We start from the raw sequence: 22669 nt of genomic DNA on the forward strand, positions 1-22669 counted from the left end.
CATCCCATGGCGACCGACCCGAAGACCACCTTGAAGAAGTACATCGACGCCCGCCGCGAGGCGCTGATCTCCAAGGTCGAGGGCCTCTCGGAGCGGGAGGCGCGGCTGCCGCGTACACCGACGGGCACCAATCTTCTCGGCATCATCAAGCACGTCACCGGGGTCGAGGCCGTCTATCTCGGGGCGACGTTCGGGCGTCCGTACCCGCATCCCGAGCAGCTGATCTCGGACGAGCAGTGGGACATCGACCCGCAGGCGGACTGGTACGCCACCGAGGACGAGACGATCGAGGGCATCATCGACCTCTACCGTCGGGTCATCGCGCACGGTGACGAGACGATCGAGGCGCTGTCTCTGGACGCCATCGGGCATGTGCCGCACTGGGGCAACGAGGAAGTCACCCTGCACCAGATCCTGGTGCACCTCTTCGCCGATCTCGCCGGTCACGGCGGACAGGCCGACATCCTTCGCGAAGAGGCCGACGGCGCCGTCGGCTGGCGCAAGTCGGGCGACAACATCCCGTCGGAGTACGACTGGCCGGCGTACGTCGCCAAGCTGACCGACATCGCGAACAAGTTCTGAAAACGAACAGGCCCGCCTCCCGGAGGAGGCGGGCCTGTGTGGAATCCCTAGATCAAGCGGGGACCACGTTGAGGGCCAGCTTGGCGGACACCTCGTCGTGGAGCTTGACGGAGACCTCGTGAGCACCGAGCGCCTTGATCGGGTTGCCCAGCGCGATGGTGCGCTTGTCGATCGACTCGCCGGTGGTCTCGGAGACCGCGGCGGCGATGTCGGCGGCGGTGACGGCGCCGTAGAGGCGGCCGTCCTTGCCGGAGCGGACCTTCACGTTGACCGTGTTGGCCTCGAGCTTGCCCTTGATCTCGGCGGCGTGAGCCTCGTCGCGCACGGAGCGAGCCGAGCGCGCAGCCTTGATCGAGTCGGCCTGCGACTCGGCGCCGCGGGACCAACGGATGGCGTCGCCACGCGGGATCAGGTAGTTGCGGGCGTAGCCGTCCTTGACCTCGACGACGTCACCGGCGGAACCCAGCCCGGTGACCTCCTGCTGAAGGATGATCTTGGTAGCCATGTCGATCCTCCTCAGCGACCGGTGGAGGTGTAGGGCAGCAGAGCAACCTCGCGCGCGTTCTTGACGGCGATGGCCACGTCGCGCTGGTGCTGGACGCAGTTGCCGGTCACGCGACGGGCGCGGATCTTGCCGCGGTCGGAGATGAACTTACGGAGGAGGGTGGCGTCCTTGTAGTCGACACCGGTCGCCTTCTCCTTGCAGAACTGGCAAACCTTCTTCTTAGGCTTGCGAATCACTGCCTTGGCCATTGTGGTGCTTCCTTTCTAGAAGCCCGGCCCCAGCCGCGGAGCGGCATATGGGTTGAGTACCGGAATGGTTGAGGGATTCGGAATGTGGATCTGTTGATCAGAAGGGAGGCTCGTCGTTGCCCACGCCCGGGGCCGCCCACGGGTCGTTGGCCGGCGCGCCGCCGCCCGCGTTGGCGGGCTGCTGCGGAGCCGGCGAGGCCCACGGGTCGTTGCCACCGGCCGGAGCCTGCTGGCCACCGCCCTGGGGGCCGCCGTAGCCGCCACCCTGGTTGTAGCCACCGCCGCCGCCACCCTGGTTGTAACCGCCGCCACCACCCTGGCCGCCGGACTGGCGGCTGGCCTTGGTGACCTTGGCGGTCGCGTAGCGGAGCGAGGGACCGATCTCGTCGCACTCGAGCTCGAAGACAGTGCGCTTCTCGCCCTCACGCGTCTCGTAGGACCTCGACTTCAGGCGACCCTGAGCGACGACACGCATGCCGCGCTGCAGGGACTCGGCGACGTTCTCAGCAGCCTGGCGCCAGATCGAGCAGCGCAGGAAGAGGGTCTCCCCGTCCTCCCACGCGTTGGTCTGGCGGTTGAAGCTGCTGGGCGTCGAAGCAATCGTGAAGTTGGCAACGGCTGCACCGGACGGCGTGAAGCGAAGCTCCGGGTCGTCGGTGAGGTTGCCGATCACGGTGATGACGGTGTCGCCTGCCATGAGATCTCCCTTGAGTCTGATCTGGGTGTCGGTGTCGGTTCAGGAGTTCCAAATAAATTTCGAACTGGCCGTGTGGGTCCCAACATAGGACCCCGCACCGACAATTGCCGACGGTGACATCCGCGTCACTTGGACGGACGGATGACCTTCGTACGCAGGATCTGCTCGTTGAGGCCAAGCTGGCGGTCGAGCTCCAGAACGGTCTTGGGCTCGGCGGTCAGGTTGACGACGGCGTAGATGCCCTCGGCGTTCTTGTTGACCTCATAGGCCAGACGACGGCGTCCCCAGACGTCAACGTTCTCGACGGTGCCACCATCAGTGGTGACGACCTTCAGGAACTTGTCAAGGGTCGGGGCGACGGTGCGCTCATCGAGGCTGGGCTCGAGGATCACCATTACTTCATAGGCGCGCATAGCGTTCTCCACCTCCTACGGACTCGGCGGCCATGGTCTCTCCATGGCAGGAGGGCTGATGCGATGTCCCATCTCCGTCTGTGGAGAGGGACGAGTCAGGGTATCAACCAGCGGTTTCCGTGGCCGAATCCACGGCCTCGACCGTGAACGGCACCGTGATCACCTCGCCATTACCGAGGCGGAACTGGGCCCAGAGGCGGTAGAGACCGGCCTTCGGTACGTCCAGATGCAGCCCGAGCTCGGGCCCGAACGTGGCACCGGGGACCGCCAGCTCGTCGCCTTCGGCGTGGCCGTGCACGAACGTCTCGCCGTCCGCGCTCATGACCACGACGTGGCCGGCCGCGCCGAGGTAGGGCTGTAGATCGTCGACAACCTTCCCGGTGCTGTCCTCGAACCTGAAGTGCAGGTCGCTCCGCTGGTCGGCGACCGGCGTGCCCTCGAGCGTGACGGTGAGACTGTCGACAGTCGACGATCTCGGGCTCGCCTCCAGCGGGACGGCCGGGGGCTGCGTACCTTCGACGGTGAGCTGCTGCCGGTCGAGCACGTCGGCCATGTCTGCCCGGCGACGGAACTCGGTGTCGACGCGGTACGTCCCTCCGGCGGGGAAGGTCACGTCGGTCTCGAGCTCGCCCGGTCGGCCGGTCGGCTCGGCGTGCAGGTGGCGGAACCAGGAGAGGTCCTGGCTGGTCACGATGACGTGCATCCAGGCCTGGTGGGTGCGACCGAGGTCGGTCACCGGATCACCGGTCGCGGCGTCCGTGACGAGGAACCGGAGCCCGCCCTCGCGCCGCGTGATCGCGACGTCGATGCCCGACTCGGCGGAGGCGACGGGAGCGATGTCGACCTCGTGCATCTCCGTCATCGACGGCCGCATCGGGCTCATCCCCTGCGCCCACTCCAGGATGCCGTTCATCCCACGCTGCGCCGGCTCGGTGCGCGACAGGTACGTCAGGCCGGCCCCGATCGAGATCGCGATCACGGCGGTGACCAGGAGATATCCACCGTCGCGGAGGCGGGTGACGAAGCCCCGACCGGCGTACGCCTCGGGCGTCTCGGGCCGGCGGAAGCCGCGCAGACGCAGCGCGTTGGTGACGACGCTGACCGAGCTCATCGCCATCGCGGCGCCGGCGAGGACCGGGTCGAGAAGGGCGAGCGCGGCGACAGGGATGAGGAGGACGTTGTAGGCGAACGCCCAGAACAGGCCCTGCTTGATCGTCGCGACGGTGCGACGGGAGAGCGCCAGCGCGGTGACCACGCCGCGGAGGTCGCCGCCGACCAGGGTGATGTCGGAGGCGGCCAGGGCGACGTCGGTGCCGGTGCCGATCGCGATCCCGACGTCGGCCTGGGCCAGCGCCGGGGCGTCGTTGATCCCGTCGCCGACCATCGCGACGACCTTGCCCTCGTCCTGGAGCTGCTGGATCCGGGCGAGCTTCTGCTCGGGCAGCAGGCCGCCGGCGGCGTGGCGTACGCCGACCTCGTCGGCCACCTTCGCCACCGTCGCGGCGGCGTCGCCGCTGAGGATGTGCACCTCGACGCCCGAGTCCTCGAGCAGGCGCACCGTCTCCTTGGCCTCGTCGCGGATCTGGTCCGCGACCCGGATCGACCCGGCGTACGCACCGTCGACCGCGATCAGGACGGAGCCGTTGTCGGTGGCGTCGACGCCCTCCTCGGCCAGCATCGCCGCGTTGCCGACGACGACCCGGCGTCCGTCGACGTACGCACTGATCCCGCGGCCCGGGTGGGCCTCGAACTCCGAGACCTCCGCGTCCGCGGCGTCGGCCGAGGCGTCGGCGCGCGCTCGGAGCGCCGTGGCAAGAGGATGGTCGCTGCCGGTCTCGGCGGCGGCGGCGATCCGGACCAGCTCGTCGCGGGTCCAGCCCGGAGCCGGGGTGATGTCGGAGACCTCGGGCTTGCCGTGGGTGATCGTGCCGGTCTTGTCGAAGACGATGGCGGTGACGGAGCGGGCGCGCTCCAGGGTCTCACCCGAGCCGACGAGTACGCCGAGCTCGGCGGCGCGGCCGGCGCCGACCATGACGGCGGCCGGCGTGGCCAGGCCGAGGGCGCAGGGGCAGGCGATGATGAGGACCGCGATGGCCGCGGTGACGGCGCTGGTCAGACGCTCGGCGTCGGGGCCGAGGACGAGCCAGCCGATGAAGGTCAGTGCGGCCACGACGAGGACAGCGGGCACGAACACCGCCGATACCCGGTCGGCCAGACGTTGCAGCTTGGTGCCGGATCCCTGGGCCGACTCGACCATGGCGATGATCTGCGCCAGCGTGGTCTCGGAGCCGACCGCGGTCGCCTCGATCTCGAACGAGCCGGTCTGGTTGATAGTCGCGCCGATGACGATGTCGCCGTCGGCCTTCCGCACCGGGTCGCTCTCGCCGGTGAGCATCGACTCGTCGACGTAGGACGCGCCGGCGACGATGCGGCCGTCGACCGGGATCTTCTCCCCGGCGCGTACGCGAATCCGGTCGTTGACCTGCAGGTTCGCGACCGGGACCGTGACATCACGGCCGTTGCGGATCACCGTGGCCGTCTCCGGCATGAGGCCGACGAGGGCCTTGACCGCATCGGCCGTACGCGACTTGGCCCGGGCCTCGAGCCAGCGGCCCATCAGCACCAGCGCGACGATGACCAGGGCGGTCTCGAAGTAGAGGTGGAGCGGCAGGCCCCACGCCTCGGCCTGCCCCATCCACAGGGTCACGAAGGCGCTGTAGGCGAAGGCGATGCCGGTGCCGAGCGTGACCAGGGTGTTCATGTCGACCGATCCGTGGCGTGCGCCTCGAACCGCCGCGAGGTAGATGTCCCGACCCGCCCACCACTGGGTGACCGCGGCGACCACGAGCACGATCGACATCACCGGCTCCATCGCGTCGACGGGTAGCGGGACGTACATCAACGCCATCAGGCCGAGCCCAACCGCCAGAGCCGTGACCCACCGCCGCTTGAGCTGGACGAGCTCTGTCTCGCGGCGTACGTCCCGGTCGTCCTCGACCTCAGGCTCCTGCGGATTGTCGACAGTCGACGATCTCAGGACGGCCTGATAGCCCGCCTTCTCGATGGCGGCGCTGATCTCGGCGAGGTCGGTGCGGGTGGGGTCGAAGTGAACAAGGGCGCTCTCGGTGGCGAGGTTGACGTTGGCGTCCTCGACACCCTCGACACGGCTGATGGCCTTGGTGACACGGCGCACGCAGCTCGCGCAGGTCATGCCCTCGATCTCGAGCTGCTGCTCGGTCGGGTTCGCGGCGGTGGGGGTCATCATGATCAGGCCAGCGAGTAGCCGGCCTCCTCGACGGCCGCGCGAATGGCGTCGTCCGAGACCGGCTCAGTGGCGGTGACGGTGACGTTGCCCGAGGCCAGGTCGACGTCGACGTTGCTCACGCCGGCGATCTCGGTGACCTCTTCGGTGACGGAGGAGGCGCAGTGTCCGCAGGTCATACCGACGACAGTGAAGTTCTGGGTGCTCATGAGGATCTCTCTAGGTTGTTGGATTGTTGACAATCAGGACCGGACGAGTCGAGCGATCGCAGCAGAGGCCTCGGCGAGCTTCTCGTCGGCCTCGGCACCACCGTTCTGGACCGCGCCGGCGACGCAGTGACCGAGGTGCTCGTCGAGCAGTCCGAGAGCGACCGCCTGGAGCGCCTTGGTCGAGGCGGAGACCTGGGTGAGGATGTCGATGCAGTAGGCCTCGTCCTCGACCATCCGCTGCAGCCCGCGCACCTGACCTTCGATGCGCTTGAGGCGCTTGAGATAGGCCTCCTTGTTCTTGTTGTGGAGGTATCCGTGATCCGCGTGGCCTTCGTGCCCGGTGTGCTCGTCCATGCCGCCTACCATACCCCCGTAAGGTATGAAGTCAAGCCGGAAGATGTCGGTGCCGCGTCCTAGACTGGGCGCATGGCTGTTGCGATCGGTGCCCACGTAGACCAGACCGACCCCGTCGCCGAGGCGACCGCGCGCGGCGCGAGCCTGGTGCAGTTCTTCCTGGGCGATCCCCAGTCCTACAAGGGCCCGGTGGTGACGTACGCCGACGGCGCAGCGGCCCTCAAGGCCCGCGCCGAGGAACAGGGTGTCGATCTCTACGTCCACGCGCCCTACATCATCAATGTCGCCACGACGAACAACCGGATCCGGATCCCGAGCCGCAAGCTCCTCCAGCAGCACATGGACACCGCGGCCGAGGTCGGCGCCAAGGGCCTGATCGTCCACGGCGGTCACGTCAACAAGGACGACGACCCGGCGAAGGGCTTCGACAACTGGCGCAAGGCGATCGAGGCGACCGACATCAAGGTCCCGCTCCTGATCGAGAACACCGCCGGCGGCGACAACGCGATGGCGCGCTACCTCGAGCGGATCGCCGGCGTCTGGGAAGCCATCTCCACCGTCGAAGGCGCAGAGAACGTCGGCTTCTGCCTCGACACCTGCCACGCGCACGCCGGCGGCAACCCGCTCGAGACGGTGGTCGAGGACGTCCGCAAGATCACCGGCCGCATCGACCTGGTCCACTGCAACGACTCCCGCGACGAGTTCGACTCCGGCGCCGACCGCCACGCCAACTTCGGCGCCGGCCGCATCGACCCCGACCTGCTCGCCGGCGTGGTCCGCGACGCGGGCGCCCCGGTGATCTGCGAGACCCCGGGCGGCGCCGCAGAGCACGCGAGCGACTTCGCCTGGCTCCGCGACCGTCTCTGACCGATTCTCACCGAATCTTCACTTCTGTCAGCCGAGTCTTGAGTTCTGGCGGACGAATCCGCACATTGGTCCGCCACAACCGAAGATTCGTTCGCCACAGCTGCGGTTTCGCTCGCCACAGGTGAAGATTCGGCTGAGAATTGGACCACCCAGCGAGACCGTCGGCTATGACCCAACAGGGCCATTGACATATCGTCCTCCGAATGAGTTCGAACTGGCGCGCCGATGTTCAGGGTCTCCGTGCCGTCGCTGTCGGTCTGGTGATCGCAGGACACGCGGGGCTCTCAGGGTTCGAGGGAGGGTTCGTCGGAGTCGACGTCTTCTTCGTCCTGTCCGGGTTCCTGATCACCACTCTGCTGCTGCGTGAGACCGACCGCAGCGGCACGGTAAGTATCAGCCAGTTCTACGCCCGCCGCGCCCGCCGGATCCTGCCGGCGGCGACCGCGACGATGGTGGTCGTACTCACCTACAGCGCGATCGTCCTGCCCCAGACCCGCACCGACCAGATCGCGGGCGACGCCGGCTGGGCGGCGGTCTTCCTTGCCAACGTGCACTTCGCCAAGGAGGCCGTCGACTACTTCAACAACGCCGCGCCCTCCCCGTTCCAGCACTACTGGTCGCTCTCGGTCGAGGAGCAGTTCTACGTCGTCTGGCCGCTGCTGGTGCTCGCCGTCGCGCTCTGGATCCCGAAGCACCACCGCCGTCGCGCGATCACCGCCCTCGCCGCGCTCGTTGCCGTGGTCAGCCTCGCCTGGTCGCTGCACGCCACCGCCGCAGACCCGACCACGGCCTACTTCTCCACGCCCGCCCGGGCGTTCGAGCTCGCCGCCGGCGCGCTGCTCGCCTGCCTCGCGGGGCGCCTGCAGGTCGCGACGAGCGCGACCCGGACCGGGCGTCTCGCCGCGGCAGCCCTCGGCATCGCCGGCGTCGGCACCCTCGTCTACGCCACCACCAACTTCAGCGAGGCGACCCACTTCCCGGGCTGGCACGCCCTGGTCCCGGTCCTCGCCACGGTCGCGCTCCTGGTCGCCGGCCCCGCCACACCAACCGGCTGGCTGCTCTCGAAGCAGCCGCTGCGCTACCTGGGTGACATCTCGTTCAGCCTCTACCTGTGGCACTGGCCGATCCTGATCCTCGCCCCCGAGGCGATCCCCGGCGGCGGCGTACGCCAGTTGCTGATCATGCTGGCACTCATACTGGCCGCCTCCGCGGCGAGCTACCACTGGATCGAGATGCCGTTCCAGCGCCACAAGGTCCCGCATCTCACCAAGGGCCGCCGCGCGCTCGCCCTCTGGCCCGCCGCCGCTGCCCTCGCCCTGGTCGCGGGCACGAGCTCGCAGGCGTACGCCGGCTATCAGGTCGATGTCGCCAAGGCGAACGCCGAGGAGTGGTTCCAGGAGAACCCCGACGTCCTCGAGACCGACGACAAGCCGGTCACCGGCGTACTGAAGACCACCGTCGAGGCCGCCGAGGAGGGTGCTCCGTTGCCGCCCGAGGTCGAGTTCGACGCCACCGACTCGTGGGCCGAGCGCGGTGGTTACTGCTACGCGGGCTACGGCGAGACGAAGCTCGACGGCGACTGCATCTACGGCGATGGCAAGGCGGATCGCACCGTCGCAGTCGTCGGCGACTCCCACATCGGGATGTGGCTGCCCGCCCTCGACACCCTCGCCGAGCGCCAGCACGTGAAGCTGGTTCCGTTCGTGAAGCTCGGCTGCGCCGCGTACGGGGTCAAGCAGAAGTCCTCGAAGATGACCGTCGCCGAGTGCGAGGACTTCCGGAAGTGGACCAACGAGCAGATCACCGAGCTGAATCCGGACACGATCGTCGTCGGCGCCCGCGGCATGCTCGACATGGAGGAGCGCGACGGCGTCTCGACCGAGGAGCAGTGGCGTGAGGGCGTGCGCCACGGCGTCGGTGCCTTCGAGAAGATCACCCCGGACGTACGCGTCTTCGCCGACGTCCCCTCCGTGGACAACGACCCCGGCGAGTGCCTCTCCGACGCCCGCAACCTCCTCGAGGACTGCGTGGTGAAGGCGGATGGCACCGAGGTCGACTCCAACGAGGTGACCCAGGATGCGCTCGCGGGCACCGACGCGGCGTACGTCGACATCGTCGACCTGGTCTGCACCGAGCGCTGCCCGCTCGTCGTCGGCGACGTCGTCACCTACTACGACGACTCCCACATCACCGCGACCTGGGTCGACCGGGTCACCCCGGCCCTCGGCAAGCGCCTCGGGCGCCTCGACCGTTCCGCTTAGAACCGGCCACTGGTGGTCGAGCCTGTCGAGACCCCGCTCCCCAAACCAGACTGTTCCATCTAGAACACATTTCAGTTCTGCGCTGCCCAACCATTGCCGTGGCGGTTACGGAGCGGGAGAATCGAATGTTGCCGGGCGGGGCAGTCAGTCCCCTCACCGCCCCGCCCGGCCCACGTCTCGAGCCGACGCGGGTTGGGCATCCCCCTCTTGCCCAACCCACGTTGCGGCCCCGAAACCGCCTGCCTCCCCCAAGGCGGCGGCGCCAGCGTCCGAACCGACTTCCCCCGAATCTCGGTCCGGACAGTCCCAAGGAGTACGCGGCAGACCCGCTGATACAAGGTCTTCAAGAATTTTCTTGCCGCCGCGCTCAGGCCGACCGTCAACACCTCCGCCAGCCCGAGACGAGTTGCCTCGTTCCTCTCCCGGGTGCCGCGCAACGCCACTAGCCTGCTTCGCATGCCCGGCCCAGGAATGCTCACGCTGATGGTGCTGCCAGCAGTCATCGGCCTCATCATCGTCGCCCGCCCGAACGTCGCGACCTCTCTGACGAGCCTGCGCGGGAAGTGGCTGATCGTTCTCGTCGCCGCGCTGCAGTTCATGCACGTCGAGGGGCTGTGGCCAGATCAGGTCAAAGAGAGCGTCGAGCGGAGGGCGTACGCCGTCCTGGTCCTGGTCATCGCGATCGCGTTCTGCTGGCTGAATCGCGCGCTCTGGTCTCGTCGCTCAGGCCGATGGGCCCTGTCGCTCATCCCGCTCGGAACCGCGTCGAACTCGATACCGATCGCGTTCCTCGGAGCGATGCCGTACAGCATTTCGGGCGCCCGAGCCGCCGGCTACTCCAGCGCTGAGCTGGCGACTGACGCGCCCGGCTACATCCGCCTGGACGATGTGTCACAACTTTGGATCCCGGTCGCCGACCTCATCCCCATCCCCGTGCTGATGAAGGTCCTCAGTGTCGGCGACCTGCTTCTCATTCCCGGTCTGGTGCTACTGGTTGTCGCCTGTTACCGGCCCAGTGGCGAGGACCGTTCTGACAGCGCCGATCAGCCGAACGATTCCGTCCAGTCGTCGGCGTAGCCACCCCGATTCTCATCTCTACCCCATGAGAGGAGGAACAGATGAACACGAGCGGGCTCAAGGCACGCATATACCTCGCGGCGACGACCACTGTCACGACGGCACTGGCGATCTACGCGTTTGCGGCACCTCACAACCAGCCGGACTGACCGGCACCTGCGTGTCTGACCATCTGACTAGTCCTGCGACCAGAAGGGGGTGACGACAACGATCATGAACGACTTCAAAGCCCGTGCGTATCTCGCGGCCACGACCACGGTGACGACCGCCCTGGCGATCTACGCTTTCGCGGCACCACACAACAAGCCGACGTAAGCCTCGATTGGATGGGTGAGGGCCTAGCCGGTCCTCACCCATCTACCTTGGGCGCGGTCCCTACGAGAAGCAGACGAACGGCGCAGGCGCGGAGTCAGCGTCCGCTGCTGGAACGGCACCAGCAAGTGCCTCCGCAGGGACCAAGCCCTTGGCGAGCCCAGCGTGGAGGTCACTGAAGACCTTGTGTGCGACCTCGTCAGCCACAACCGCCGGTGAGGCGATCACCGCCCGAGTGCCCGCGTGGAGCCAGGCACCGACGAGACCGATCAGCTCCTCGCCCCATCGGACGTTCGACCGCCCGACCTCGCAGGCCGACAGCAGCACGACGTCGGGAACTGCGGCAAGAAGATCGATGTCGTATCCGTGCCAAGCACCGTCGGTCAGCTCGACGCCTGAGAAGAGTGGGTTCTCGGCCGAGTGACGCCCGTGGGCTGCGATGTGCAGTACGTCGACCTCTTGGGCGAGGCTCGCCACCGCTTCTGCTGAGGCTTCATCGCCGGTAAGGCATCGCGCACCGGGCCAGGAGGCAGCGCTCACTGCGACTTCGTCCGGCGCCCTCATCACGCGGGGGCCGGCAACGAATCCGGCTGAATCCAGCCGTACGGGAGTGGCTCTGCGGGCCAACCAGGTGGTGGCGCTCTGTGCCACGGTGACCGGCCTGCCAACGAAACCCGTCAGCAGAGTCCAAGGAACGGGCGCCAGGACCGCAGACGGTGTGAGAACCACCGGACTGTCGCCGATGTAGTCGATCAGTGGAGCGACCAGCATGTTCGAGAGCCGAGCCATGCGGTCTACGAGGTCGCCACGCACGGCTTCGCCTAGAGGACCCGGCAGATGCGTAGCCGCGACGTCGAGATCGGGCAGTAGGCCGCCCAACATGCCGCGGAGGGACCCGCTGTCACCGAGGTCGACGCGCTTCACAGCATCGGCGGTCACCACGAGAGCGACGACGCGCTCCGCTGCGACGACGTAAGCCACCAGGGCAGACCCGTCGAGGCGTTCTTGCAGGTCGCTCAAAGAGATCGGATCGGCCACCTGACCCGATCCTTTGACCTGCCAGGCGCGCTCGCGAATCTCCTGCCTGAGTTGTGCTTCCCGCTCAGTAGCGACGCCGCCACGCAACTCGGCAAGCATCTCAGCCAACGCCGGGTCGGACGGCGGGCGCACCGATTGGACCCGGGACGCCAGCATCCGAGCGCGCTCCGACCATTCGAAGAGCACGTCCGCATCACCGGAGTCGATCGCCAGATCCAAGCCCCGTCGGGCGAGGGTCCGGCCATGTCCGGCAACGTTGGTCTGCAGGTCGAGGCTTCCGAACGAGCTCTGCCATCGATGAAACTCATCGAGTCCGGCCCGAATCTCGCGGAGCCCAGCCACGGCTCGGCCCGCGGCCACCGCCAGCTCGGCTCTGAGCTCTCGCTCCAGGAGGCGGATGTCGATCGGCGCTTCCGGCGGGACCGGACCGATGACCCTCCTGCTCGCCGGTCTCGCCGGCAAGCCGGCGTTTTCTGCCGAACGGATGCGCGCGAGCCGGGCCTGCAAGCGCACTCGGAGCGCCGGCCAATTCAGACCTTGATCTTCGAGCGGACTGGCCAGCGCCTCGCCGTCCTCGCTCGGATCTTGGCCTGCCGTAACGGCCGCCTCGTACGCCACCGCCCGCGCTCGCAACGCCAGCCCCGGCGCCCGCGCCTCCTCGAACCAGCCCAGCGCCGAGCGTGCCACCCGCTCCGCCTCGCCCGGATCGGTCGCGACCAGATGAGATGCCAGCACCAACTCGGCCTCGCCCTGCCGCTGCCGCTGACCCTTCGATCCGTACGCCTCCGCCGCCTGCCGCAGCATCTCGCCACCCTGCCGCGTCAGCCCCGCCGCCATCAGCACCTCGGCCCGATCGGCGTCGCACACCGCCTTGATCAGCGGGCCGGCGGATGCCTGAACCTCGTAGGACGATTCCATCAGAGCAAGAGCGCCGACCAAGTCGCCAGACAGAAACAACGCATACGCCCGGTTGTGATCGGCTTGCGCGGCCGCAATGGGCTCGCCCGAGGATCGGTACAGCGCCGCCGCAGCCTCGAAGTCTTGGGCCGCTTTCACGGTGTCGTGGCGATCGAGGTGAACCGTGCCTCGGTTGAGATACGCCTTGGCAAGGTCGAGGGGGAGACCATGCAGCGATGAAATGGCTGCGCCGAAGGTCTCCAATGCCTCGGCCGCGCGCCCGGCCCGCCGCAGGAGCAGCGCACGTTGCGCGAGTAGCACGCCTCGGGTCGAGCCTTCGACGCCGAACTCCAAGGCTCGATCATTCTTGTCCAGCGCCACGTTCAAGTTGGAGTCGTCGGCTTCGAGATAGGCCAACGATGACTCGATCCGGGCGAGGACCGCAGGGGCAGTCGCAAGGCTCAGGGCTCGCCCCAACAACGCTCTCGCGCGTTCGAGATCGCCTGACCTGAGCGCCGCGACTCCCTGCTTGTGCAGCTCGTCCGGACCGTCAGTAGTCATTGCTTGAGCGTAGTGAGGACTTCGATGGCAGCCCAGGCACGATCGATGTCCTGCGAGACTTCCCCGGGATCGCCGTTGTCGAAGAGGTGCTGAGCAATTCGTCCGGCGAGCAATGGAGCGGCAAACGATGTCCCGCTCCAGGTTCCGAATCCGCCCCCGAAGTCGTCAGGGTCCAACGTTTCACGCTTTCGGCCAGCGAACTCGGAGGCAACTGTCGCTTGGTAACCACCGTCAAAACTGGTGGGGACCGTGCTCACGACGCCAGCACCGATCTCGTACGCACGAACCCAGGGCCCAGCGTTGCTGAAGATCGCGTCCGTTCCGTTGGGGTTCAGGGCTCCTACGGAGACGATCGGCAACGCCTTGTCCGATGCCGAACATGGACCCTCGCCCTCACTCCAGGGCGCAAACGCTGCCGGGAAGTTCGGCCGCGACGTTGCGTCGTTGCCGGCCGAGCAAACGACCAGCGTCCCGTTCGCGGCGAGATCGGCAAGGATCTCGTGAAGCATCGGATCGAAGAGCGCGTCCTCAGGGGTCTCATGGTAGTAACCGATCGACAGGCTGAGCACGTCGATCCGCCGCCCGCGCGGATCCCCTTGGCGATAGAGGTGCACCAGGTCGGCAATCTGAGCGAGGGCCGTCAGCCAGCTGTACTCGGCAACCGGGCCACCCGGCGGAACGATCCGCCATGAATAGATGTCGGCGTTGGGACATGCTTGATGAACCAGGCCCGCGATGAAGGTGCCATGACCGGCCATGGGATCGATCAGACCGTCCAGTGCACCAACCTGGTCACCGTCGATCTCCGAGTCCGGAACGCTTGACGGCCATCCGATCCGATGGTCACCGAGGCGTACGTCCCGATCGACGAAGTCGAGCCATGGATGCTGTCCGCATCCCGTATCGAGGACTGCCACCACGGGGCGTGTTCGGCCTTCGATATCGCCGTCGCCCTGTCGGGCAGGGGCCGAGCCAACGTACGCGACCGGTTGACGACCCCCCGTGCCCAACGGGTCGTACCCGGAGTTCGGGTGCGGGTCATTGTGCGGGTGGGGGTCATTGTGCGGATGGGGATCGTTGTGCGGGTGCGGGTCGTTGTGAGGCACCGGCACAAGAACGTGCTCTAGGCTCACGCCTCGCGCACCGTCGGTGGCCTCTGCTCGGAGAAACTGGAGAAGCGTCCAGGCGTCCGGAGCCGCTACCGCCTTGCCAGGCACAACACCTAGGCTGACTCGCCGGACACCGAAACGGAGGTCAACGGCGTGCGCAGGCTCGGGCTCGGCGTCGACACGCCAATGCAGAGACCGAGCAACGTTCCTGATCCGCCGGAACGTGTCTTCGAAATCGACCGACTTGGAGATCAGGAGCGTGGTCGAGGAGTAGATCGTGGTACCGGCAGCGACACCGTCTACAGCCACGGCATTGGTCGGGTCGAGGACGCGGGCGTCGGATCCGTACGACACCGACAGCCGGGGCTCACTCTTGGGGTGCACTGTTACTCCTGGGTCAGATCTCGAACGTGGGGGTGAGGAAGGCTGACGAACCGTCGGCGGGCTCGAAGCGGAGCCGGATGAGGCCGGCGGGCAACGAGGTGAGCTCGAAGCGACCCGAGGCCCCGAGGGTGACGGCGACGATCGGCGTACGGACGTCGTCGGCGCGGACGGCGCGGACGGTCATGGGTGAGCCGGGGACGACCCAGCCGTCGAGGCGGGCGGTGGTGTCGGTGTCGGAGGCGACGCGTACGAGCACGTCGACGCCGGACTGCGCGAAGCGCAGTGTGTAGGCCGAGCGGGCGGAGGCAGGGGCGGCGGAGCGGACTCCGGCCGCTTCGGCGCCCGAGGACTCCACCAGAAGCATCAGCTCCAGGTCGAGCCCGAGTCCGGACTCCTCGGCGGCGCCGGCGGCGGCCGCCTGCATGCGGGAGATCAGGCCCCCGGGGACGGGGTCACCGGCAACATAAGCCTGTCGAACCAGACCCAACAGCTCTTCGCGAGTGGGCTCCTCCGAGCGACCCATCACGACACCTCCCCTTCATCGAGCACAGCCCGAAGTGCGTCCCGCAGCTTCCCGAGACAGCGGCCGCGGGTGGGGCCGATGCTGCCGATGGGCATCTGGAGCTCTTCGGCCAGGCCGGCGTAGTCGGGCCGGTCGGAGAAGGCGACCACGCGCAGCAGCCGCCGGCACCGCTCCGGGAGCGACTCCACGGCCGCCCAGATGAGCGAGTTGCGGTCGCCCTCGACGACCAGCGACTCCGCCGAGCGCTGTGTCGGGACGCGAGACTCGAGCGCCTCGTCCTCCACGGGTACGTCACGCCCGGATCGCTTCGCGACCCGCCAGGCCTCGCGGCGCGTGGTCAGAGTGAGCCAGGCGCCGACGGCCGCGGTGTCGAGGATCGAGGAGTGCTTGCGTACGAAGGTGAGCCAGGTGTTCTGGACGACGTCCTCGGCCTGCTCCTGAGTGAGCCGGTAGGAACGCGCGACCTGCCACAGGATCGGGGTCATCGTCGCGACCAGCTCGTCGAGAGCGGCGGAGTCACCGCTGAGCCAGCGGTCGAAGTCGGCCGTGGCCCGGGACCATACGGTCACGGGTGCTTCGGCATGACCGATCCCCCGTGGTACCCGTGTCACAGTCCCCTCCTCGACCGGCGGCCTCCGGATCGGCGGCGAACCGCTGGGGGGCCAGACGACGCGCGGGCGCGCCATCGTGGTGGTCATAGTTGCTGTCACGACTATAAGGAGGCCCAGGCCCCAGCCGTGATACATCTGGTCGCAGACAATAGCGGCTCAGCGGCCCTGACTCACTAGGGAGCGGAGCGATTGCCCCCGATTGTCCCCACATTGGGGCGGATTCGACCCTACCGCCGGAACGGGTAGCCTTCTGCGGGTGAGTCTCACCGTGCGCCCCATCACCGCTGCGGAGCATCTCGCCTTCATCGAGAAGCAACCCAGCGTGAGCTTCCTCCAGACCCCCTCGTGGGCCCAGGTCAAGACCGAGTGGCGCTCGGAGTCGATCGGATGGTTCGACAGCCTGCAGGGCGGTGCCCTGGTCGGCGCCGCGCTGGTGCTGCACCGGCCGGTCCCGAAGCTGGAGCGGTTCACCCTCGCCTACCTGCCGGAAGGTCCGAGCATCGACTGGTCGGGCGATCTCGCTCCGTGGCTCGAGCCGCTGGCGACGTACCTGAAGAAGAACCACGCCTTCGGCATCCGGATCGGCCCGCCGGTCACGACGGCGACCTGGAGCGCGGCGCAGGTCAAGGACGGCATCGCCGACGACACCGTGCAGCGGCTCAACCAGCTCACCCCGACGCATCGCGACGCCACCGGCGCGCGCGTCGTCTCGCAGCTCAGGGCGGCGGGCTGGCGGCTGCAGTCCCCCGAGGACGGCTTCGGCGCGGGGCAGCCGCAATACAACTTCGTCATCCCGCTGGCCCACGAGGACGGCACCCCGAAGACCGAGGACGAGGTCCTCAAGGGGATGAACCAGCTCTGGCGCCGCAACATCAAGAAGGCCGCCAAGATGGGCGTCGAGGTGACCGTCGCCACCCCCGTCAGCCCGGCGGACGGCGACTTCGAGGGTGACCTGAGCGCCTTCCACGATCTCTACGTCCACACCGCGGCCCGCGACCACTTCACGCCCCGGCAGCGCAGCTACTTCAGCACCATGTTCTGGGCGATGTCGAACGAGGACCCGGAGCGGATCAAGCTCTTCCTGGCGCGGCACGAGGGCGATCTGGTCGCGGCCACGATCATGGTCCGCGTCGGGCAGTACGCCTGGTACTCCTACGGCGCCTCCTCGACCGAGAAGCGAGACGTACGTGGCTCCAACGCCCTCCAGTGGGCGATGATCCAGGACGCCATGGCCGCCGGCGCGACCACCTACGACCTGCGCGGCATCACTCCGACGCTCTCCACCGACGACTCCCACGTGGGGCTGATCCAGTTCAAGGTCGGCACCGGTGGCCAGGCGGTGGAGTACGCCGGGGAGTGGGACCTGCCGCTGAACAAGCCGATCTACACGGCCTTCGATGTCTACATGAAGAGGCGCTGATCTCCGTATGCCGCTGAAACTGACCGTTGACGCCGATCGCTGGCGCAAGCACGTCCAGACCTTCGCCGAGGCGACCCCTGGCCTGGTCCCGGTGGCGAAGGGCAACGGCTATGGCCTCACCCTGCGCAAGCTCGCCCACCAGACCGAGTGGCTCAACAGCCTCGGCACCGGCGTCGACACCCTCGCGGTCGGCACCTACAACGAGGTGTGGGAGGTCGCGACCCGGTTCAGCGGATCGATCTACGTCCTGACCCCGTGGCGGCCCTACTCACCCGAGATCAACCCGGAGATCGCCGACCGGATCATCCACACGATCAGCCGCCCCGAGGACCTGCCGCTGCTGCTGGAGCGCCAGCCCGGTGCGCGGGTCATCCTCGAGCTGGTCACCTCGATGCGGCGCCACGGGATGACGCCGAGCGACCTGTGGCCGACCGCCGCCGTCGCCCGCGAGCACGCCCGCTTCGAGGGCATCACCATGCACTTCGGCCTGGATGGCGGCTCGCTGGCCGAGGTACGCGCCCAGATGGACGCCGTCGTCGGCGCCGAGGCGAAGACGGTGTGGGTCTCCCACCTGAGCGCCAACGAGCTCGCCCAGCTGCGCGCGGCCTACGGCGACATCACCTTCCGGCCCCGCGTCGGCACCGCGCTGTGGCTCGGTGACCGCGGCGCGCTCACCGTGACCGCGACCGTCGAGGACGTGCACCCGCTCGAGCGGGGATACTCCTACGGCTACCGCGGCCGCACCGCGATGCGCGCCGGTCACCTGGTCGTCGCCTCCGGCGGCACCGCCCACGGGATCGGGCTCGAGGCGCCGCTGGGCGACACCCACCTGCGCTCCCGGGCCCTCGCGGTCGCCCGCGGTGGGCTCGACGCCATGGGGCAGTCGCGCTCGCCGTACACGCTCGACGGCAAGGCGCTCTGGTTCGCCGAGCCGCCGCACATGCAGGAGTCGATGCTCATGCTTCCCTCGGGCGCGCGTGTGCCCGAGGTCGGCGAGGAGCTCGAGGTGCGGGTGCGCTACACCGCGACCTCGTTCGACGAGATCGTCCTGGATTCCTGAGTCTCTGCGCGGGCCTCGGTCCACCGGACCGGGTCGCGCCACGGCTCGTAGATCTCCCGGACCACGACCGCGATCAGATAGATCTCGGCAGCGACCCGGGCGATGATCGCGAACCAGTAGACCGGCTGGTCACCGCCACTGCTCGCCAGCAGGTCGGCGAGGTACCACCAGACCGCGACGAAGTAGAAGAGCTCACCGGCCTGCCAGATGAGCTGGTCACGCCAGCGTGGCACGGCGAGGACGGCCAGCGGCAGCAGCCACAGGACGTACTGCGGTGAATACACCTTGTTGACCAGCAGGAACCCGGCGACGATCAGGAAGCCGAGCTGCGCCAGCCGCGGTGTCTCATGGGCCGTCAGACCGATGATGAGTACGCCGCTGCACCACGCGATGAAGAAGGCCCAGGAGACGAGGTTGACCGTCTGGGCCGAGATCGTCGCGTCGGTGGCCTGCTGGAACACGAGCCACAGCGAGCCGAGGTCGGGGCCGCGCTCGGAGTTGAAGCTCCAGAAGACCTTCCACTCCTCCAGGCCGGTGGCCATCGCGGGGAGGTTGGCGAGCACCCAGGCGAGGACCGTCGCCAGGGAGGCGACCGCCAGGTCGTAGTAGCGGCGGCGCCGGATGCAGATCACCACGAGCCCGCCGAGCAGGAAGAGCGGGTAGAGCTTGGTCGCGCAGCCGAGCCCGATCAGGATGCCGGTCAGCAGCGGCCGGTCGCGCGACCACGCCCACAGCGCACCGGCCACGAAGACGACAGCCAGCATGTCCCAGTTGATGATCCCGGTCGCCGCCAGCACCGGGGCGAGCGCGAAGGCGGCCGCGTCCCAGGGCCGTCGGCGGTGCGTACGTGCCAGGAACCAGGCGGAGAGCAGCGCCGCGACCGCGAAGCCGATCACGTTGACGATGATGAAGACCCGGATCTCGTGATGCATGCCGGGCAGGCCCCAGAAGCTCGAGGTCTCGACGAGATGGCGCTCGTCCTCGTCGGGGGTGTCGGTCAGCCAGTCGGTGACGTGGGACGTCGCCCAGGCGTAGTAGGAGATGCCGACCGGATACTCCATCACCTGCTGGTAGCGCGCCCGGACCTCAGGGTCGGAGGAGTAGGGCCACTCGTGCTCGGCCAGGCCCCGGTCGACGTAGAGATAGGGCAGGTCGGAGTAGCAGAAGTGGGTGTATCTGGTGTCGCCGTTGGTCCAGGTGGCGTTGTAGCAGGTCTGCTTGGAGACCATCCCGATCGCGAAGGTGAGCGCGGTCAGGAGCAGCACCAGGCCGACCGCGCTGAACCAGCGCCGTCGGCCGTGCGCAAGCCCGCCGAGAGGACCGCCGATGGCGGTGGAGGCGGTCCTGACGACCGGATCCTCCGCCGCCGGGGCGGTCACTGGACCATCTGTCACGAAAGTAGTGCCCTATTCGGTGGTGGTTCCGCCATTGCCGCCCCCATTATTGCCATCAGCCGGTGGGGAGGACGACTCGCAGTCGCCGAACCAGTCGCAAGCGGTCTCGGTGACGGTCGGGTCGGTCGCCTCGGGCTCATCCGGGGTCGCTGTCGCGCCCGGCTCGCCATCGGTGGCGCCGTCCGTGGGACTCTGGGTCTCCTCCGGCTCCTCGATCGGGATGCAGAGACCCTTGCGCTCGTCCTTCTTGGAGCAGTCCTCGGACGGCGTCGGAGTCGGCTTCGGGGTGGCGGTCAGCGACGGCTCGTGACCGTCCTGCGGCGCATCGCCGTCCATCCAGGCCGGCTCGGGGAACTCCTCGACATCGAGGTCGTCGGTCAGCGTGCCCATGATCTGGGCCCACGTCTCGGCGGGATACCCGGCTCCGAAGTACGAATCAAGCCAGCCGTCCAGCTTGCCGGAGCCCTTGCCCCGGACGTACATGACTGCCGTGGACAGCTGGGGGGTGTAGCCCGCGAACCATGCCGAGGAGACGTCGTCGTCCTGGTTGGTCGCGGTGCCGGTCTTGCCGGCGGCCGGCTGGTTGATCACTCCGGCCGTCTGCCCGGTGCCGTCCTTCACGACCTGCTGCAGGGCGTAGGAGGTGTCGTCGGCGGCATCCTCGGTCATCGCCCGCTCAGCGCCGTCACGCTGGTCCCACTCGTAGACGACCTCGCCCTTCGCGTCGACCACCTTCGAGACCAGGTGCACGGTGTTGCGCACGCCGCCGTTGGCGATGGTCGCGTAGGCGTTGGCCATGTTGATCGGGCTGATCGCCTGACGACCCAGCGTGAGCAGATAGTTGTTGGGGTCGAAGTCGATCGAGTAGGCCGGGATCGAGCGGTAGTCGGCTGGGGCGCCCTCGGCGTGCTGCTCGTCGGGCGGCAGACCGGCCTTGACCGCCATGTCGTAGACGTCCTCGCTGCCGTTGGGCAGCGCGGTCGACATCTCGACGAACGAGGTGTTGACCGACTCCTCCATCGCCTTGATGCCGGTGATGTGCTCGCCGTAGCCGTGACCGGTCGGGTCCGCATCGGTCTGGCCCGAGTTGCGGACGACCTTGTCGGTGCCGGGGATCTCCAGACCACCCTCACCGGTCCAGGTGTCCTTGAGCGAGTAGCCCGCCTCGAGAGCCGCGGCAAGGGTGAACGGCTTCATCGTGGAACCAGCCATGCCGCCCGAGGCCGCCCAGTTGATCTGAGAGTCGAGGTAGTCTTGGCCGCCGTAGAAGCCCTTGAGCGCACCGGTCTTCACATCGACCGTGGCGGCGCCCACGTGCAACTCGTTCTCCGGGTGCTTGGCGTTGACGCCCTTCTTGTCCTCAGGACGTACGTCCCTGACGGCCTCCTCCGCGGCCCTCATCGCCTTCGCGCTGAGGGTGGTGGTGACCTTCAGTCCCTTGCTGTCGATGTCCTCCTCGGTGAAGAGGGGCTCGCCGTTCTCGTTCTTGAGGGACTTCAGCTCGTTCTTGACCAGGGTGAGCGCGTGACCCTTCTGGCCACCGAGGCGGCTGTCGGCCTTCGGCTTGGGGAACTTGGGCAGCGCCGCCTTCGACTTCTCGAGGGTGGCCTCGTCGTAGTCGCTGAGCGCCTTGCCCTGGCTCTTGAGCTCGCCCATGCCCTTGAGGACGTACTGGTAGCGGCCGAGCAGCTCGGTGCCACCGGCGTCCGCGCCGGCCTTCTCGGGGTCGAACCCGTTCGGGTTGTTGAGGATCGCGGTGAGGGCCGCGGCCTCCTTGATGTCGAGGTCCTGGGCGGACTTGCGGAAGTAGGTCTTCGCCGCGGCCTGGACGCCGTAGGCGCCGCGGCCGAAGTAGACGGTGTTGAGGTAGCCGGTGAGGATCTCGTCCTTCGACTTCTGCCGGCTGATCTTCAGCGAGATGACCGCTTCCTTCACCTTGCGGGAGTAGGTGCGCTCCTGGCTGAGGTAGAGGTTCTTCACGTACTGCTGGGTGATCGTCGAGGCGCCGCCCTGGCTGCCGGTGGTGGCGTTGGAGAAGAGCGTGCGCGCGATGCCCTTGAGGTCGATGCCGTTGTTCTCGTAGAAGCTTCGGTCCTCGGCTGCCACTGCCGCGTCCTTCACGAGCGCGGGCATCTCGTCCACGCTCAGCGCGTCACGGTTCTGGTCGCCCGCCTGGAAGCGGCCGACCTCCTTCTTGCCACCGGCGTAGTAGACGAAGCTCGACTCGGCCTGGAACGCCGCGTTGGCGCTGGGGATCGAGATCATGTTGTAGGAGATGATCACCGCGGCGCTGCCGATCAGCGCCAGGACCAGGGCGCAGATGCCCGCGATCTTGCCGATCCGGACCGCCAGCGCCTTCTTGTCCAGCTCGCCGTCGCCATGGTCACCCACGCCGAAGGCGGACTTGGGGTCACGCCCCATGCCACCACCGGAGCCACCACTGATGCCACCACCGCGGCGTTCGGGACGCGCGGGCCGCTGGCCGAGACGGTCCACCGGCGGATCACCGGGACGGCGAGGCCCCGGGTAGGGCGGCCGCTGACCGGGACGGGGACCACCGGGAGGCATCGGGCGCTGGGCGCCACGGGGCTGAGGACGGCCGCCTGACGGCTGGCCCTGCGGAGAACCCTGCGGACCGCCCTGGGGGCGGCGCGGTGCCGGCGGACGACCGCCCGGACCACCCTGCGGAGGGCGCGGTCCGCCCTGGGGTCGTCCTTGCTGCCCGCCGGGGTTGGACCTGCGGGGACTGGCGCTACGAGGGCTGGGCCTTTGAGAAAAGCCGCCGGATGGGTCGCTCACGGGTGTTGCACTGCTCCTGTGACTGCCCGGCACGTGACCGGACGGGCTGACACTGACAATCCCCCGACGTCGCTAGATCCCCCCGA

The 22669-nt window shown here is 68.1% G+C and carries 19 protein-coding genes; 6 read left to right on the forward strand and 13 right to left on the reverse strand.

All coding sequences use genetic code 11. The annotated features are described in order from the left end of the window. Positions 1-6 precede the first annotated feature (6 nt). Entirely contained in the window at positions 7-582 is a 576-nt protein-coding gene (locus tag OG801_RS14640) for a DinB family protein (protein ID WP_355020412.1), read from the forward strand. 52 nt (positions 583-634) lie between these two features. Here the strand turns inward: OG801_RS14640 and rplI are convergent, their stop codons facing one another. From rplI to OG801_RS14675, 7 genes are all read right to left on the reverse strand, one after another. Continuing rightward, a complete protein-coding gene (gene rplI, locus OG801_RS14645) occupies positions 635-1087 on the reverse strand; it encodes a 50S ribosomal protein L9 (protein WP_141801967.1) in 453 nt (150 codons plus the stop codon). An 11-nt stretch (positions 1088-1098) separates the two neighbouring features. Then, the gene (rpsR, locus tag OG801_RS14650) at positions 1099-1335 is read right to left on the reverse strand and encodes a 30S ribosomal protein S18 (RefSeq protein ID WP_008355445.1); all 237 of its coding nucleotides are present in this window, start codon (positions 1333-1335) and stop codon (positions 1099-1101) included. Positions 1336-1432: 97 nt separating this feature from the next. Continuing rightward, complete coding sequence (locus OG801_RS14655; protein WP_355020411.1) at positions 1433-2032, reverse strand: single-stranded DNA-binding protein; 600 nt, start codon at positions 2030-2032, stop codon at positions 1433-1435. Positions 2033-2157: 125 nt separating this feature from the next. Further along, positions 2158-2445, reverse strand: a complete 288-nt coding sequence (rpsF, locus tag OG801_RS14660; RefSeq protein ID WP_091044123.1) for a 30S ribosomal protein S6 — start codon at positions 2443-2445, stop codon at positions 2158-2160. A gap of 103 nt (positions 2446-2548) precedes the next feature. Then, on the reverse strand, positions 2549-5707 hold the full coding sequence (locus tag OG801_RS14665; RefSeq protein ID WP_406036247.1) for a heavy metal translocating P-type ATPase: 3159 nt from the start codon (positions 5705-5707) through the stop codon (positions 2549-2551). A 5-nt stretch (positions 5708-5712) separates the two neighbouring features. Next, entirely contained in the window at positions 5713-5916 is a 204-nt protein-coding gene (locus tag OG801_RS14670) for a heavy-metal-associated domain-containing protein (RefSeq protein ID WP_406036248.1), read from the reverse strand. 33 nt (positions 5917-5949) lie between these two features. Further along, on the reverse strand, positions 5950-6270 hold the full coding sequence (locus OG801_RS14675) for a metal-sensitive transcriptional regulator (protein WP_045550265.1): 321 nt from the start codon (positions 6268-6270) through the stop codon (positions 5950-5952). A 72-nt stretch (positions 6271-6342) separates the two neighbouring features. Between OG801_RS14675 and OG801_RS14680 the strand changes: the two genes are divergently transcribed. The 3 genes from OG801_RS14680 (at position 6343) to OG801_RS14690 (ending at position 10475) form a co-directional block, all read left to right on the forward strand. Then, a complete protein-coding gene (locus OG801_RS14680) occupies positions 6343-7137 on the forward strand; it encodes a deoxyribonuclease IV (protein ID WP_406036249.1) in 795 nt (264 codons plus the stop codon). 203 nt (positions 7138-7340) lie between these two features. Then, positions 7341-9398, forward strand: coding sequence for an acyltransferase family protein (locus tag OG801_RS14685; protein WP_406036250.1), 2058 nt, complete (start codon positions 7341-7343; stop codon positions 9396-9398). A 471-nt stretch (positions 9399-9869) separates the two neighbouring features. Then, positions 9870-10475, forward strand: coding sequence for a DUF5317 family protein (locus OG801_RS14690; protein ID WP_406036251.1), 606 nt, complete (start codon positions 9870-9872; stop codon positions 10473-10475). A gap of 375 nt (positions 10476-10850) precedes the next feature. Here the strand turns inward: OG801_RS14690 and OG801_RS14695 are convergent, their stop codons facing one another. From OG801_RS14695 to OG801_RS14710, 4 genes are read right to left on the reverse strand one after another with little or no spacing between them, the layout of a single operon-like run. Continuing rightward, a complete protein-coding gene (locus OG801_RS14695) occupies positions 10851-13283 on the reverse strand; it encodes a CHAT domain-containing protein (RefSeq protein ID WP_406029506.1) in 2433 nt (810 codons plus the stop codon). Next, positions 13280-14776 carry a S8 family peptidase gene (locus tag OG801_RS14700; protein WP_406029507.1) on the reverse strand — a complete coding sequence of 499 codons (1497 nt, stop codon included), beginning with the start codon at positions 14774-14776 and terminating at the stop codon, positions 13280-13282. The genes OG801_RS14695 and OG801_RS14700 overlap by 4 nt, the downstream gene beginning before the upstream one ends. 13 nt (positions 14777-14789) lie before the next feature. After that, positions 14790-15299, reverse strand: coding sequence for a hypothetical protein (locus OG801_RS14705; protein WP_160158716.1), 510 nt, complete (start codon positions 15297-15299; stop codon positions 14790-14792). Continuing rightward, positions 15299-15868 carry an RNA polymerase sigma factor gene (locus OG801_RS14710; RefSeq protein ID WP_406029508.1) on the reverse strand — a complete coding sequence of 190 codons (570 nt, stop codon included), beginning with the start codon at positions 15866-15868 and terminating at the stop codon, positions 15299-15301. Before OG801_RS14710 ends, OG801_RS14705 begins: the two co-directional genes overlap by 1 nt. A 298-nt stretch (positions 15869-16166) precedes the next feature. Here OG801_RS14710 and OG801_RS14715 point away from each other — a divergent pair, with 298 nt between their 5' ends. Both OG801_RS14715 and OG801_RS14720 read left to right on the forward strand, forming a co-directional pair. Continuing rightward, positions 16167-17330 carry a peptidoglycan bridge formation glycyltransferase FemA/FemB family protein gene (locus OG801_RS14715; protein WP_355020401.1) on the forward strand — a complete coding sequence of 388 codons (1164 nt, stop codon included), beginning with the start codon at positions 16167-16169 and terminating at the stop codon, positions 17328-17330. Between the two features lie 7 nt (positions 17331-17337). Beyond that, positions 17338-18390, forward strand: a complete 1053-nt coding sequence (locus OG801_RS14720) for an alanine racemase (protein WP_091044102.1) — start codon at positions 17338-17340, stop codon at positions 18388-18390. On the opposite strand, the gene OG801_RS14725 is transcribed toward OG801_RS14720, so the two are convergent. Further along, on the reverse strand, positions 18348-19769 hold the full coding sequence (locus tag OG801_RS14725) for a glycosyltransferase family 87 protein (protein ID WP_406029509.1): 1422 nt from the start codon (positions 19767-19769) through the stop codon (positions 18348-18350). The two genes, OG801_RS14720 and OG801_RS14725, sit on opposite strands and share 43 nt — an antisense overlap. 27 nt (positions 19770-19796) lie before the next feature. Next, on the reverse strand, positions 19797-22280 hold the full coding sequence (locus OG801_RS14730) for a transglycosylase domain-containing protein (protein WP_406029510.1): 2484 nt from the start codon (positions 22278-22280) through the stop codon (positions 19797-19799). Between the last annotated feature and the right edge of the window lie 389 nt (positions 22281-22669).

The organism is Nocardioides sp. NBC_00163 (assembly GCF_045206295.1).
GTDB lineage: Bacteria > Actinomycetota > Actinomycetes > Propionibacteriales > Nocardioidaceae > Nocardioides.